The 14,880-nt window shown below is 73.0% G+C and carries 13 protein-coding genes; 12 read left to right on the forward strand and 1 reads right to left on the reverse strand.

Annotation, left to right across the window (positions count from 1 at the left end; all coding sequences use genetic code 11):
* Nucleotides 1-92: 92 nt before the first annotated feature.
* The 7 genes from OG386_RS30620 to OG386_RS30650 all read left to right on the forward strand — a co-directional run bounded on the left by OG386_RS30620 (nucleotide 93) and on the right by OG386_RS30650 (nucleotide 8,611).
* Entirely contained in the window at nucleotides 93-332 is a 240-nt protein-coding gene (locus OG386_RS30620) for a hypothetical protein (protein WP_008738811.1), read from the forward strand.
* Between the two features lie 40 nt (nucleotides 333-372).
* Nucleotides 373-1,737, forward strand: coding sequence for an NYN domain-containing protein (locus OG386_RS30625; RefSeq protein ID WP_328793417.1), 1,365 nt, complete (start codon nucleotides 373-375; stop codon nucleotides 1,735-1,737).
* A 253-nt stretch (nucleotides 1,738-1,990) separates the two neighbouring features.
* A complete protein-coding gene (locus OG386_RS30630) occupies nucleotides 1,991-3,019 on the forward strand; it encodes a C40 family peptidase (protein WP_328790778.1) in 1,029 nt (342 codons plus the stop codon).
* A 245-nt stretch (nucleotides 3,020-3,264) separates the two neighbouring features.
* Nucleotides 3,265-4,323 carry a C40 family peptidase gene (locus OG386_RS30635; RefSeq protein ID WP_328790779.1) on the forward strand — a complete coding sequence of 353 codons (1,059 nt, stop codon included), beginning with the start codon at nucleotides 3,265-3,267 and terminating at the stop codon, nucleotides 4,321-4,323.
* A 73-nt stretch (nucleotides 4,324-4,396) separates the two neighbouring features.
* Nucleotides 4,397-5,512, forward strand: a complete 1,116-nt coding sequence (locus tag OG386_RS30640) for a hypothetical protein (protein ID WP_328790780.1) — start codon at nucleotides 4,397-4,399, stop codon at nucleotides 5,510-5,512.
* Between the two features lie 23 nt (nucleotides 5,513-5,535).
* A complete protein-coding gene (locus tag OG386_RS30645; RefSeq protein ID WP_328790781.1) occupies nucleotides 5,536-6,678 on the forward strand; it encodes a glycosyltransferase family 4 protein in 1,143 nt (380 codons plus the stop codon).
* 316 nt (nucleotides 6,679-6,994) lie between these two features.
* Nucleotides 6,995-8,611 (forward strand): GMC oxidoreductase, encoded by a 1,617-nt coding sequence (locus tag OG386_RS30650; RefSeq protein ID WP_328790782.1) that lies wholly within the window; start codon nucleotides 6,995-6,997, stop codon nucleotides 8,609-8,611.
* A 12-nt stretch (nucleotides 8,612-8,623) separates the two neighbouring features.
* Here OG386_RS30650 and OG386_RS30655 read toward each other — a convergent pair whose 3' ends face one another.
* Nucleotides 8,624-10,420 (reverse strand): AMP-dependent synthetase/ligase, encoded by a 1,797-nt coding sequence (locus OG386_RS30655; protein ID WP_328790783.1) that lies wholly within the window; start codon nucleotides 10,418-10,420, stop codon nucleotides 8,624-8,626.
* A gap of 255 nt (nucleotides 10,421-10,675) precedes the next feature.
* On the opposite strand from OG386_RS30655, the gene OG386_RS30660 reads away from it, so the two are divergent.
* From OG386_RS30660 to OG386_RS30680, 5 genes are all read left to right on the forward strand, one after another.
* Nucleotides 10,676-11,515 carry a metallophosphoesterase family protein gene (locus OG386_RS30660; protein ID WP_328793419.1) on the forward strand — a complete coding sequence of 280 codons (840 nt, stop codon included), beginning with the start codon at nucleotides 10,676-10,678 and terminating at the stop codon, nucleotides 11,513-11,515.
* Nucleotides 11,516-11,681: 166 nt separating this feature from the next.
* On the forward strand, nucleotides 11,682-12,122 hold the full coding sequence (locus OG386_RS30665) for an SRPBCC family protein (RefSeq protein ID WP_327385901.1): 441 nt from the start codon (nucleotides 11,682-11,684) through the stop codon (nucleotides 12,120-12,122).
* Nucleotides 12,123-12,168: 46 nt separating this feature from the next.
* Nucleotides 12,169-13,326, forward strand: a complete 1,158-nt coding sequence (locus OG386_RS30670; protein ID WP_328790784.1) for an ArsA family ATPase — start codon at nucleotides 12,169-12,171, stop codon at nucleotides 13,324-13,326.
* A 78-nt stretch (nucleotides 13,327-13,404) separates the two neighbouring features.
* Entirely contained in the window at nucleotides 13,405-13,869 is a 465-nt protein-coding gene (locus tag OG386_RS30675) for a DUF5304 domain-containing protein (protein ID WP_328790785.1), read from the forward strand.
* 61 nt (nucleotides 13,870-13,930) lie between these two features.
* Nucleotides 13,931-14,872, forward strand: coding sequence for an ROK family glucokinase (locus tag OG386_RS30680; protein ID WP_328790786.1), 942 nt, complete (start codon nucleotides 13,931-13,933; stop codon nucleotides 14,870-14,872).
* Nucleotides 14,873-14,880 lie beyond the last annotated feature (8 nt).

Genomic DNA, 14,880 nt, shown 5'->3' on the forward strand with positions numbered 1-14,880 from the left:
GCCGTAGGGTTACGAGCTGCGGTCCGCAGGACGACGCATACGGCGGCGCGGGCGGCTTTAATTGAATCAGCTACGAAGGAGAGAGCGGCCTGATGACGGTTCCCCTGCCGACCGACACCACCCGGTGGCGCTGCACCCTGTGCGGCAACCTCACGCGCTTCGACGTGACCCGTTCGTCGAAGGTCGTCGAGTACGTCCACCTGGACCTCGCCGGGGAGCCCAAGGTCGAGGAACGCGAGGTGGTCAATGAGACCATCGAGTCGGTCCGCTGCCGCTGGTGCAACGCGGTGGACCAGATCGAACTCGTGGACAGGCCGGGCGCGGACTCCTGACGGAGACGCACCCACAGGAAGATCACGGTAGGGGTGACGGATTGTGGAGCCAGCAAGCGGCGCTGAGCCGGCCGACGCGGCCGGCGACGCCGCCGAGGCGCTCGACCACCCGCTGCCGGAAGGCGTGCGGCGCCGGGTCGTCGCGCTCGTCTCGGACGCCTTCGGCGCGCTGACGGTCGCGGACCTCCCGGCGCAGCTGCGCCAGTATGCCCGGTTCACCCCGACCCGGCGCGCCAAGTTCGCGGGCAACGCCATGGCCGCGGCGGTCGAGACCGACGCCGTGTTCCGGAGCAGGGTCGCCGAGAAGCTGCGCGAGGCGCAGGCCGATCTGGCCGCCGCGCTGGAGGCCGGCGCACCCCCGGCCGCCGCGGATCCGCTGGACGTGGCGGCCGCCGCCTTCGTCCTGCGGCCGGCCGGCTGGGTCAAGCTGGTGGCCGCCGCGGGCGAGGAGGCGCAGCGCGCCGACGCCGAGCGGGTCGGCGAGGAGACCCGGCGCGAGCTGGAACGGTTGCGCGACGAGCTGGCCCACGCACGGGAGCTGCAGCGCACGGGCGGGGAGCAGGTCCGGGTCGAACTGGACGCGGCCCGCAAGGAAGCGGAATCGCTTCAGCGCAAGCTGCGCAGCGCCCTGAGCGACGTCAAGCGGGGTGACGCCGCCCTGCGCAAGGTGAATGCGGAGATCGACGGGATCCGCGGCGACGCGGCTGCTCGGGTGGCCGCTGCCGAGAGCGAGACCCGGCGGCTCAAGGCCCGTCTCGCGGAGGTGGAGGCGGCGCTGGAGACCTCGCGCCGGGCCACCCGCGAGGGGCGCAGCATCGAGGACATGCGGCTGCGGCTGCTGCTGGACACCGTGCTGGACGCGGCCCAGGGGCTGCGCCGGGAGCTGGCCCTGCCGCCGGTCTCGACGCGGCCGGCCGACACGGTGGAGGCGGTGGAGCCGGGCCGGATGACGCCGAAGGACATCGCGGCGCGGGCCCTCTCGGAGACCGATCCGGCTCTGCTGGACCAGTTGTTGGCGCTGCCCCAGGCGCATCTGGTGGTCGACGGCTACAACGTGACCAAGACGGGGTACCCGACGATGCCGCTGGAGAAGCAGCGGCTGCGGTTGCTGGGCGGGTTGTCGATGCTGGCCGCGCAGACGGGTGCGGAGATGACCTGCGTCTTCGACGGGGCGGAACTGGCGGCCCCGGTGCTGCTCGCGCCGCCGCGCGGGGTGCGGGTGCTGTTCTCCAAGGCCGGGGTGACGGCGGACGAGCTGATCCGCCAGTTGGTGCGTGCGGAGCCGCCCGGCCGGCCGGTGGTCGTGGTCTCCACGGACCGGGAGGTCGCCGACGGGGTGGCCAAGGCGGGTGCGCGGCCCGTGACGTCCGCATTGTTGCTGAAGCGGCTTTCGCGCGTTTCGTAACTCCTCGCCGCAATGCCCGAATTGATGGGACTCGCGGGGGACGGACCGTCAAGTGACCTGCACGGAGCGTGCGCTGTAGGTAAAGAACCTGGTCGAGGGATGAGTTTTTGCCCGGCAGGATTTGAACTGATCACAGATGGGTCACTAGGGTCTGCTCAAACCTTCGTGCGGTAGATCACTCATTCGGGGTGGCAGCGAAGGTGCTGCCGAGTTGCGTTCTTCGGCGGCTCCCAGGAAGAAGGAGCTCGCCTTCGTGGCGTCCCACCGTCGACCCAAGCAGCCGAACCGCGCTCGTGTGACCGTGCTCACCTCGGTCGCGGCCGCGGCCGTCGCCCTCACCGCGCAGAGCGCCTCCGCCGCGCCGGCGAAGCCGAGCAAGGACGAGGTCAAGAGCCAGGTCGACGCGCTCTACGAAGAGGCGGAGCAGGCCACCGAGAAGTTCAACGGGGCCAAGGAGCGCCAGGACAAGCTGGAGAAGGAGATAGGCCAGCTGCAGGACCAGGTCGCGCGCGGCCAGGGCGAGCTCAACGACCTCCGCAGCACGCTCGGTTCGATGGCCAGCGCCCAGTACCGCAGCGGCGGCATCGATCCCTCCCTCGCGCTCCTCCTCTCCGAAGACCCCGACAGCTACCTCGACAAGGCCTCCTCCCTCGAGCACCTGAGCGCCAAGCAGGTCGAGGGGGTCCAGCGGATCCAGGACAAGCAGCGCACCCTCGCGCAGCAGCGCCAGGAGGCCGCCGGCAAGCTCGCCGACCTCGACGCCACCCGCAAGGAGCTCGGCGAGAAGAAGAAGGTCTCCACCGAGAAGCTCGCCGCGGCCCAGGCCCTCCTCAACACCCTGACCGCCCAGGAGCGCGCGGCGATCAAGGACGAGGACACGCGCGCCAGCCGCGCCGACGGCCAGCGCGTCGACCTCGGCAACGTCAAGGCCTCCGGCCGCGCCGGAGCCGCCCTCGAAGCCGCCAAGACGAAGCTGGGCTTCACCTACCAGTCCGGCGGCACCGGCCCCACGGTCTACGACTGCTCCGGGCTGACGCAGTGGGCCTACAAGCAGGCCGGCGTCAACATCAGCCGCGTCACCTTCACCCAGGTGAACGACGGCACCCGCATCGGCCGCAGCCAGCTCCAGCCCGGTGACCTGGTCTTCTTCTACGACGACCTGCACCACGTCGGCCTCTACGCCGGCAACAACATGACGCTGCACGCCTCGAACCCGCGCAGCGGCATCAAGTACGAGTCCATGGACAACATGCCGTTCCAGTTCGGCGTCCGCGTCGGCTGATCCGCTCCGCCCCGCGGTCCGGGACGCCCCGTACGCCGCCCATCCGGGCGAATTCCAAGGCTTCCCTCTGACCACACGCCCCGCCGGTGACCTGCGTCTCCTGCGGGGCGTCGGCATGTGTGCCCGCCGACGGTCGTTGGCCGGTGCGTGGTCGCGCCGCTACTGTCTGCCACCGCGGAACCCGGTACACGGCCGCCCACGGGGGGCGGACCCGGGCCCCGCACAGCGGAAGGGAGCGGTTCCACGTGGCGTCCCATCGCCGGGCCGGGCTCGGCAGCCTCGACCGGAACACGAAGATCACCGTCCTCACCGCCGCCGCCGCGGCCACCGCCGCGGTCGCCATGACGGGCGTACCCGCGAACGCGGCCCCCGGCTTCCCGTACGAACCCGGCGGCGGGGCGAGAACGGGCATCAGCGCCCAGGTCGACCGCCTCTTCGAGGAGGCCGAGCAGGCCACCGAGCGCTTCAACGAGGCGGGTGAGAAGGCCGACCGGCTCCGCGTCGAGGTCAACCGGGCCCAGGACGCGGTGGCCCGCGGCCAGGAGCGCATCAACAGCCTGCGGGGCGTCCTCGGCACCTTCGCCGGGGCCCAGTACCGCAGCGGCGGGATCGATCCCGCCGTCGGGCTGATGCTGGCCGAGGACCCCGACGCGTACCTGGAGCGGGCCGCCGCCCTCGACCGGCTGACCGGCCGCCAGGCCCGCCAGCTCGACGAACTCCGCGAAGAGCAGCGCGAACTCGGTCAGGAGCGCCAGGAGGCCTCCCGCAAACTCGCCGAACTCGACGCCCTGCGTTCCGACGTGGCCCGGTACAAGAGCTCCGTCACCGCGAAGCTCGCGGCCGCCCGGCGCCTGCTCAACGCCATGCCCTCCGGCGAGCGGGCCGACTACGAACGCTCCTCGCGCTCGGGGGGCCGCCCCGAAGGGCTGCCCGAGCCGGGCTCCCTCGGCCCCTCCTCGGGACGCGCCGAGGCCGCCGTGAGGGCGGCCCGGGCCGCGGTCGGCCGGCCGTACGTGTGGGGCTCCACCGGCCCCAGCGGCTTCGACTGCTCCGGGCTGATGGTCTGGTCGTACCGGCAGGCCGGGGTCTCGCTGCCGCGCACCTCGCAGGCCCAGCGGCACGCCGGCCGGCGGGTGCCGCTGTCGCAGGCCCGCCCGGGCGACCTGGTGACGTACCGCTCGGACGCCAGCCACGTCGGCATGTACGTCGGCAACGGCCAGGTGGTGCACGCCCCGTACCCCGGGGCCCGGGTGCGCTACGACCCCGTCGGGATGATGCCCGTCTCCTCGGTGACCCGGCCCTAGGGGGTGTCTTGTCGGGCGAGCCCGGCCTGATCGGCAAGACGCCCCTGACCGCACCCGTGCGTACGATCGTCGGATGCCCCCCGTCCGCCGGTCCCTCGCACGCGTGCTGCCGCTCCTGCTGAGCGCGCTGCTCGCCGGGTGCGGCGCGCCCGCTCCGCGCGACGGCGCCGAGCGGGACATCCGGGAGGCCGTCGCCGCCTGGTCGCGGACGCCGCCCGAGCGGCTCGCCGGGATCCCGCTGGAGGGCTGGGCGTACGAGGTCTCCGCGGTCCGGCGGGAGGGCGCCGGGGCCACCGTCCGGGCGGAGCTGCACTACCGGCTGACCGGCTACGACGCGGCCGCGGCCGGCTCGGCGCGCGAAGTGCGCCTGACCCGGGACGGCGGGCGGTGGCTGGTCACCGGGGACCGGGCCGCGCCGGGCGCGTTGCCGCAGCTGTGGGACCAGGGCCCGGTGTCGGTGGTCCGCGGGACGCACTCGCTGGTGCTGGGCGTGGGTCAGGAGGCGGGGACGCTGTCCGCGATCGCGGCCGAGGCCGACCGGGCGGTGCCCGCGGCGGGCGCCGCCTGGCCGCAGCCCTGGGCGGGCCGGGCCGTGGTACTGGTCCCCGGGTCCCTGGAGCGGATGGCGGAGCTGCTGGGCCGTCCTGCGGCCGAGTACCGGGGCATGGGGGCCGTCACGACGGGCCGGGTGGGCGCGGCCCCCGCCCCCGCCGACCGGGTCGTCGTGAACCCGCAGGGGTGGGCGGAGCTCAGCCCTGCGGGCCGCGGGGTCATCCTGACCCACGAGGTCACCCATGTGGCCACCCGGGCGGCGACCACCGCCACCACCCCGCTGTGGCTCTCCGAGGGCTTCGCGGACTGGGCCGCCTACCGCGGCACCCCGGCCACTGCGGAGCAGGCCGCCCCGGCGCTGGCCCGGGCCGTACGGCGGGGCGAGGTGCCCGGCGAGCTGCCCCGGGCGGAGGACTTCGCCTTCGGCGGCGACCCGGAGGCGCTGGCCCGGGCGTACGAGGGCGCCTGGCTGGCCTGCAGGCTGATCGCGGGGAGATGGGGCGAGGCGGCGCTCGTGGACCTGTACGGGAGGGCGGGGCGCGAACCGTGGCCGGTGGCGGTGCGGGGCGCCCTCGGAACGGACCCGGACGCATGGGCGAAGGACTGGCAGGAGGCCCTGCGGGCGGAGTTCCGCTGAGGGCGTCCGGTACGTTGGCAGCGATGCACAAGACGCTGATCGTGACCAACGACTTCCCGCCGCGACCGGGCGGCATCCAGGCCTTCCTGCACAACATGGCACTACGGCTGGATCCCGACCGGATCGTCGTCTACGCCTCCACCTGGAAGCACAGCGCGGAGGGCCGCGAGGCCACCGCGGCCTTCGACGCGGAGCAGCCGTTCCAGGTGGTCCGCGACCGTACGACGATGCTGCTGCCGACCCCGCGCGTCACGCGGCGGGCGGTGGGCCTGCTGCGCGAACACGGCTGCGAGTCCGTGTGGTTCGGGGCGGCGGCCCCGCTCGGGCTGATGGGCCCCGCGCTGCGGCGGGCGGGCGCGCGGCGGATCGTGGCGACCACCCACGGACACGAGGCGGGCTGGGCCCAGCTGCCGGCCGCGCGGCAGTTGCTGCGCCGGATCGGCGAGGGCACGGACACGCTGACCTACCTGGGGGAGTACACGCGCTCGCGGATCGCCTCGGCGGTGACGGACCGGGCGGCGGCCCGGATGGTGCAACTCCCGCCGGGGGTGGACGAGAAGACCTTCCACCCCGGATCGGGCGGGGCCGAGGTCCGGGCCCGGCTCGGGCTGACGGACCGGCCGGTGGTCGTCTGCGTCTCCCGGCTGGTGCCGCGCAAGGGGCAGGACACGCTGATCGAGGCGATGCCGCGGATCCTGGCGGCGGTGCCGGACGCGGTACTGCTGATCGTGGGCGGCGGGCCCTACGAGGCGGACCTGCGGGAGCTGGCCGTCTCCACCGGGGTCTCGGACTCCGTCGTCTTCACCGGAGCCGTCCCGTGGTCGGAACTCGCGGCCCACTACGGCGCGGGTGACGTCTTCGCCATGCCCTGCCGGACCCGCCGGGGCGGGCTGGACGTGGAGGGGCTCGGCATCGTCTACCTGGAGGCCTCGGCCACGGGCCTGCCGGTGATCGCGGGCGACTCGGGCGGGGCGCCGGACGCGGTGCTGGACGGCGAGACGGGCTGGGTCGTGCGGGGCGGATCCCCCGAGGACGCGGCGGACCGGATCGTCACCCTGCTGAAGGATCCGGACCTGCGCCGCCGGATGGGCGAGCGGGGCCGCGAATGGGTCGAGGAGAAATGGCGCTGGGACCTCCTGGCGGAACGCCTGCGCGAGCTGCTGTAGCCGGTGCGGTGCGGCGCGGCGCCGCTGCCGGGGGCCCTGCCCCCGGACCCCCGCGCCCCAAACGCCGGCGGGGCTGAATTCGGCTGCTGCCGTTCGCCTGGCGGGGCTGGAACTGTCGGCCCGCGCCGGCAAAGTCCAGCCCCGCCAGGGGGCACCTCCCAGCGGTAGCTGGGGGAGTTTGAGGAGCGGGGTTCGGGGGCGGAGCCCCGGCGGCGGAGCCGCTGGCGACGGGCCGCGTAGCCATGCCTGACTGTTCCTCAGATGTCTGTCAATGCCGCGTCTGGGCGGACGGCTGGATTCCGCCCATGATGCGGCCATGACATCCAACCTGACGCGCCGTCAACTACTGGGACTCGGCGCCCTCTCGACCGCCGCCGCGCTCGGCTTCACCCGGATCGGGGCGGCCTCCGCCGCGGCCGTGGAGCCCGCCGCAGCCCAGTACGCCCCCGCCATCGTCGTCGGCTCCGGCTACGGCTCCGCCGTCGCCGCCCTGCGGCTCGGGCAGGCGGGCGTACGCACCGTCGTACTGGAGATGGGCCGGCTCTGGGACACCCCCGGGGCCGACGGCAAGGTCTTCCCCTCCACCTCCGCGCCCGACCAGCGCTCCATGTGGTTCCGCAACCGCACCGAGGCCCCGCTCGCCCAGTTCCTCTGGCTCGACGTGGTCAACCGCGACATCAGCCCCTACCCCGGCGTCCTCGACCGCGTGAACTACGGCGACATGTCCGTCTACGTCGGCCGGGGGGTCGGCGGCGGATCGCTCGTCAACGGCGGCATGGCCCCGACGCCCCGCCGCTCGTACTTCTCCGAGGTGCTGCCCCAGGTCGACGCCGACGAGATGTACGGCACCTACTACCCCCGTGCCCGCGCCATGCTCGGGGTGAACGACATCGACCCGGCCTGGTTCGAATCCACCGAGTGGTACCGCTTCGCCCGGATCTCCCGCAAGCACGCCCAGAACACCGGCCTGAAGACCGTCTTCGTCCCCAACGTCTACGACTTCGAGCACATGAAGCGCGAGGCGGCCGGCACCGCCCCCCGCTCGGCCCTCGCCGGCGAGGTCATCTACGGCAACAACCACGGCAAGAAGAGCGTCGACAAGACCTACCTCGCCGCCGCCATCGGCACCGGCAACGTCACCATCGAGACCATGCAGCGCGTGGTCGGCGTACGGCCCGACCCGGCCGGGGGATACGTCCTGACGGTACGGACCAGCGATGTCACCGGACGGGTCACCCAGGTACGCGAACTCGGCTGCAAACAGCTCTTCCTCGGGGCCGGGAGCCTGGGGACCACCGAGATCCTGCTACGGGCCCGCGAGAAGGGGACGCTGCCCGCGCTCAGCGACGAGGTCGGGCTCGGCTGGGGCCCCAACGGCAACGTCATGACCGCCCGCGCCAACCACCTGTGGGACACGGTCGGCTGCAACCAGGCCACCATGCCCGCGATGGGCATCGACGACTGGGACAACGCCTCGAACCCGGTCTTCGCCGAGATCGCCCCGCTCCCCATGGGCATCGAGCACTGGATCTCGATGTACCTGGCCATCACCAAGAACCGGGAGCGCGGGCACTTCACCTACGACGCCGCCACCGACTCGGCCCGGCTCAACTGGCGGCGGGACCAGAACACGCCCTCGGTCAATGCGGCGAAGAACCTCTTCGACCGCATCAACTGGCGGAACTTCACGATGTACCGGTACGACCTCTTCGGCGACAACAAGGCCTTCGCCGACAACTTCACCTACCACCCGCTCGGCGGCTGCGTCCTCGGGGACGCCACCGACGGGTACGGGCGGGCGAAGGGCTACCAGGGGCTGTACGTGGTCGACGGCTCCCTGGTCCCCGGATCGCTCGGCGTGAACCCGTTCCTGACCATCACCGCCCTCGCGGAGCGGAACATGGCCCGGATCCTCGCCGAGGACCCCCGGTAGACAAGCGGCGGACTAGCCGCGGTAGAGCGCCTCGATCTCGTCCGCGAAGTCCTTGGCCACCACGTTGCGCTTCAGCTTCAGCGACGGCGTGATGTGACCCGACTCCTCCGTGAACTGGGAGGGAAGAATGCGGAATTTCCGCACCGATTCCGCCTTGGAAACCGCAGCGTTGCCGTCATCCACGGCCTTCTGGACGGCGGCGATCAGCTCCGCGTCCTCGCGCAGTTCCGCCGCCGTCACACCGGCCGGCTTGCCGTTCTCCGCGGCCCACCGGCCGAGGAACTCCTCGTCGATGGTGACCAGCGCCGCCACGAAGGGCCGTGCGTCGCCCACCACCATGCACTCCGCGATCAGCGCGTGCGCACGGATCCGGTCCTCGATGACGGCCGGCGCGACGTTCTTGCCGCCCGCCGTGACGATGAGTTCCTTCTTGCGGCCGGTGATCGCGAGGTAGCCGTCCTCGTCGAGGGTGCCGACGTCGCCGGTGTGGAACCAGCCGTCGGTCAGCGCCTCGGCGGTCGCCGTCTCGTTCTTCCAGTACTCCTTGAAGATGTGCTCGCCGTGCAGCAGCACCTCGCCGTCGTCCGCGATGCGCACCACCGAGCCGGGCAGCGGCTGGCCGACCGTACCGATCTTCGTCTTGTCCCACGGGTTGAAGGCCGTGGCCGCACAGGACTCGGTGAGGCCGTAGCCCTCCAGCACCGTGAAGCCGATGCCGCGGAAGAAGTGGCCGAGCCGCTCGCCCAGCGGGGCGCCGCCGGAGATCGCGTACTCGCCGCGCCCGCCGAGGACCGTGTGCAGCTTGCTGTAGACCAGCTTGGAGAACAGCTTGTGCTTCAGGCGCAGCCCGAAGGACGGGCCGCCCGGGGCGTCCAGCGCGCGGCTGTAGGCGATCGCGGTGTCGGCCGCGGCGTCGAAGATCTTGCCCTTGCCGTCGGCCTGGGCCTTGGCGCGCGCCGAGTTGTAGACCTTCTCGAAGACGCGCGGGACACCGAGGATCAAGGTGGGCCGGAAGGACTGGAGCTCGTCCGTCAGGTTCTTGATGTCCGGTACGCAGCCCAGGCGGATCGGCGCCAGCACGGCCGCCACCTCCACCAGGCGCCCGAAGACGTGCGCGGCCGGGAGGAAGAGCAGGACCGAACAGTCGCCGGTGCGGAAGAGCGGGCTGAGGCGCTCCACCACGTTGCCGCACTCGGCGAAGAAGTTGCGGTGGGTCAGCACACAGCCCTTGGGGCGGCCGGTGGTGCCCGAGGTGTAGACGATGGTGGCCGGGTCGTCGGCGTTGGCGAGGCTGCTGCGCTCCTCGACCTCGGCGTCGGAGATCTCCGCGCCGGCGGCCTTCAGCGCCTCCAGCGCGCCCTGCTCGATCTCCCAGACCTCGCGCAGCTCCGGCAGCCGGTCGCGCAGCGAGGCCACGGCCGCGCTGTGCGCCGGGCTCTCCACGATGACGGCGACGGCGCCGGAGTCACCGAGGATCCACTGGACCTGCTCGGGGGAGCTGGTCTCGTACACGGGGACGGTGACGCCGCCCGCGCTCCAGATCGCGAAGTCGAACAGCACCCACTCGTAGCGGGTGCGGGAGATGAGGGCGACCCGGTCGCCGGGCCGGATGCCGGCCGCGATGAGGCCCTTGGCCGCGGCCCGGACCTCGGCGAGGAACTCCGTCGCGGTCACGTCCTGCCACCGGCCGTCGACCTTGCGGCTCATGACGGCGGTGTCTGGATGCTGAGCGGCGTTGCGGCGGATGAGATCCGTCAGGTTCCCGTCCGACGGGACCTCGTACAGGGCCGGAAGGCTGAACTCGCGCAAGACTGCTGCTCCTCTGGGCGCCATCGCCACCATGTGGACCGACCGGACGTTACCCACCGGTAGTGGGTTCCCGATAGGGGGAACCGGCCAGATGTTCCGTGCGTCACATTCTGTACTTACCCCGCCTCGCCCCAACGTGCCGACAGTAGTCGACCCCGCCTGCGACTCGGAAGTAACCGCAGGTCCGGCCGCCTCTCCCACCCCCTCTACCCGCCGCCACCAGGCAGCTCTAGGGTTGGCCGCATGGCTGGAGGCATGCGGGGACAGCAGTTCGGCACGAGCGGATCAGGCCGTGGGGCAGACCGCGGGGCGGGGCGCGGGGCAGGCCGCACCCGGGTCCACGTCGTGAGCGACGTGCACGGCAACACCGAGGCCCTCACCCGGGCGGGCGACGGCGCCGACGCCCTCGTCTGCCTCGGTGACCTCGTGCTCTTCCTCGACTACGCCGACCACTCGCGCGGGATCTTCCCCGACCTGTTCGGCGTCGAGAACGCCGACCGGATCGTCGAGCTGCGCACCGCGCGCCGCTTCGACGAGGCCCGCGCCTTCGGCCGGGAGCTGTGGGCCGGCCTGGACCGGGACACCCTCATCGAGGGCGCCGTGCGCCGCCAGTACGCGCAGATGTTCGCCGCCTTCCCCACCCCCACGTACGCCACCTACGGCAACGTCGACATCCCGGGTCTGTGGCCCGAGTACGCCGACCGCCACGGCCTCACGGTGCTCGACGGCCAGCGGGTGGAGATCGGCGGCCGCGTCTTCGGCTTCGTCGGCGGCGGACTGCCCTCCCCGATGCGCACCCCGTACGAGGTGGACCCGGAGGAGTACGCCGCCAAGGTGGAGGCCCTCGGCGAGGTGGACGTGCTCTGCTCGCACATCCCGCCGGAAGTGCCCGAGCTCTGCTACGACACCGTCGCCCGCCGCTTCGAACGCGGCAGCGAGGCCCTGCTCGCCGCGATCCGCCGCACCCGCCCCCGGTACGCCCTCTTCGGACACGTCCACCAGCCGCTCGCCCGCCGCATGCGCATCGGGAGCACCGAGTGCGTGAACGTGGGCCACTTCGCGGCCACCGGCCGGCCCTGGGTCCTCGAATGGTAGGGATCCGGCCGCTTCGCGGCGGGCTCCCGCAGGGTGCGGGAGGCGCTGGAGTGGCGACGTCCACACGCGCGGTAGCCTTCACGCGGCGGCCACAGGCCGCACACGTCCTCGAACTTGCCCAGCGGCCGCTGGGAGGTACCACCCCCAGCCCGGAGGAGCGACCGCGATGGCGGAACACACCAGCTCAAGCATCACGATCGAGGCTGCGCCCACCGACGTGATGGCCGTGATCGCCGACTTCGCCCGGTACCCCGAGTGGACCGGCGAGGTGAAGGAGGCCGAGGTGCTGGCCACCGATGCCGAGGGGCGCGCCGAGAAGGTCCGCCTGCTGCTCGACGCGGGCGCGATCAAGGACGACCACACCCTCGCCTACAGCTGGAAGGGCACCGACGAGGTCAGCTGGACCCTGGACAAGTCCCAGATGCTGCGCCAGCTGGACGGCTCCTACCGGCTGACCCCCGTCGACGGCGGCAAGCGCACCGAGGTCACCTACCAGCTGACCGTCGACGTCAAGATCCCCATGCTCGGCATGATTAAGCGCAAGGCCGAGAAGGTCATCATCGACCGCGCGCTCGCGGGCCTGAAGAAGCGCGTCGAAACCGTCTGATCCCGCTTCCCGCTTCCCGCTTTCGGCACACCGGAGCACCCGCACCATGCACACCTTGCTGATCACCGGCCCCGGCGGGGCCGGGCGGACCACCGTGGCGGCGGCCACCGCCCTCGCCGCGGCCCGCGACGGGCGGCGGGTACTGCTGCTCTCCGGCGACGTCGGAGACCCCCTCACCGCCCTGGTCGGCGACCCGGCCGCCCCCGGGCTGCGGGTGGCCCGGGTGGACTCCGGCGAGGAGTTCCGCGACGAGCTCGTCGCCCTCCAGCAGCGCGGATCCGCCCTGCTCGGCATGGTCGGGGCCCGGCCGCTGGGCGCCGAGGAGATCACCGAACTGCCCGGCGCCGAGGAGTTCGCCCTGCTCCGCGCCCTGCGACGGGCCGCCGCCGCGCCCGACACCGACCTCGTCGTCGTCGACATGCCGCCGCTCCAGCAGGCCGTGGCCACCCTGGCCCTCCCCGCCCAGCTGCGCCGCTACCTCGCCCGGCTGCTGCCCGCCGAGCGGCAGGCCGCCCGCGCCCTGCGCCCGGTACTGGCCCAGCTGGCCGGCGTACCCATGCCCGCGCAGTGGCTCTACGAGACCGCCGCCCGCTGGGACGAGGAGCTGGCCGCCGTCCAGGCCGTCGTCGAGGCCGACACCACCGAGCTGCGGCTGGTCGCCGAGCCCGGCCCGGCCGCCGCCGACGCGCTGCGCCTCGGCCGGCTCGGACTCGCCCTGCAGCCGCTGCCCGTCTCCGCCCTCGTCGCCAACCGCACCGTGCCGGCGGAATCCGCCGACCCCTGGCTCGCCGGGCTCGCCGCCCAGCAGCAGAAGTACGCCGCCGAGTGGGCCGCCGAGCTCCCGGTGGTGGCGCTCGCCCACCTCGGCCGCGACCCGCGCGGCCCGCAGGACCTGGAGCTGCTCGCCGCCGCCGACGCCCTCGTGCCCGAGGCGCCCGCACCCCGCCGCGCCTGGGCCGTCGAGGACCACCTCGCCGAGGACGGGGTGCTCGTCTGGGTGGTACCGCTGCCCGGCGCGCACAAGAGCGACCTCGACCTCGTCCGCCGCGGCGACGAGCTGCTGCTCACCGCCGGCCCCCACCGCAGGATCGTTCCGCTCCCCGCGGCGCTGCGCCGTTGCACCGTCTCCGGCGCCGCCCTCGTCGAGGGGGAGCTCCGCGTCCGGTTCACCCCCGACCCGGGACTGTGGCCCCGCACGCGATGAACCCCTTACCCCCGTTCGGGTACCGTCGAAGGTAGTCCGTACCGCACGTCCAGCAGCCGCCGCAGGAGAGAGTCCGCCATGAGCGAGGCCACCGACCGTCCCACCGACGACGACGCGTGGGCCAAGGCCTGCGCCGAGGACCTCGCCGCCGAGAAGGAGCGCCTGCGCGGACAGGAGCAGGCCGCGGCCGGCGGCACCGGCACCGCCGCCGAGGAGCTCTTCAAGCTCTTCGAAGCCGTCGCCGACAAGGTGTCCGGGCTGAACAACCCGCTGCTCGGCGTGGCCGCGCAGGGTGCGGTGCGCCAGTTCGTCGACCAGGCCAAGACCGCCGCCAAGCCCGTCATCGAGCGCAACCCGGAGGTCTTCGACCACCTCGCGGCCGCCGGATCCGAACTCCTCGCCGCCTACCGCTCGGCCGTCGAGGGCCACGAGCGCCGCTGGACGCGGGGCGAACCCCCGGCCCCCCGGCAGGCGTCCCACGACCGCGACCCCCGGGACGACGGCCCCGACGACGGCCCCTCCGAGCGGATCGATCTCGACTGATCCCCCGGAAGCCTCGGGTACCGTTGGCGGTGGCGGGGTTTGACCGGAAACCGAGGGACTAATGGGACTCACCATCGGCGTCGACATCGGCGGCACGAAGATCGCGGCCGGCGTGGTCGACGAAGAGGGCACGATCCTTGAGACGTACAAGGTGCCCACCCCGCCGACCGCGGACGGAGTGACGGAGGCCATCTGCGCCGCCGTCTCCGAGGTCAGCAGCAACCACAGCATCGAGGCCGTCGGCATCGGCGCCGCCGGCTACGTGGACGACAAGCGCGCGACCGTGCTCTTCGCGCCCAACATCAACTGGCGGCACGAGCCGCTGAAGGACAAGGTCGAGCAGCGCATCGGCCTGCCCGTCGTCGTCGAGAACGACGCGAACTGCGCGGCCTGGGGCGAGTACCGCTTCGGCGCCGGTCAGGGCCACGACGACGTCATCTGCATCACGCTCGGCACCGGCCTGGGCGGCGGCATCATCATCGGCAACAAGCTGCGGCGCGGCCGCTTCGGCGTCGCGGCCGAGTTCGGGCACATCCGGGTCGTCCCGGACGGCCTGCTGTGCGGCTGCGGCAGCCAGGGCTGCTGGGAGCAGTACGCCTCCGGGCGCGCCCTCGTCCGGTACGCGAAGCAGCGCGCCAACGCCACCCCCGAGAACGCGGCGATCCTGCTCTCGCTCGGCGACGGCACCGCCGAGGGCATCGAGGGCAAGCACATCAGCGAGGCCGCCCGGCAGGGCGACCTGGTGGCCATCGACGCCTTCCGCGAACTGGCCCGCTGGGCCGGCGCCGGGCTGGCCGACCTGGCCTCGCTGTTCGACCCGTCCGCCTTCATCGTCGGCGGCGGGGTCTCGGACGAGGGCGACCTCGTCCTCGACCCGATCCGCAAGTCCTTCAAGCGCTGGCTGGTCGGCGGCGCCTGGCGTCCGCACGCGCAGGTCCTCGCCGCGCAACTGGGCGGCAAGGCCGGGCTCGTCGGCGCGGCCGACCTGGCCCGCCAGGGCTGAGCCCGCTC

The organism is Streptomyces sp. NBC_00273, from assembly GCF_036178145.1.
GTDB lineage: Bacteria > Actinomycetota > Actinomycetes > Streptomycetales > Streptomycetaceae > Streptomyces.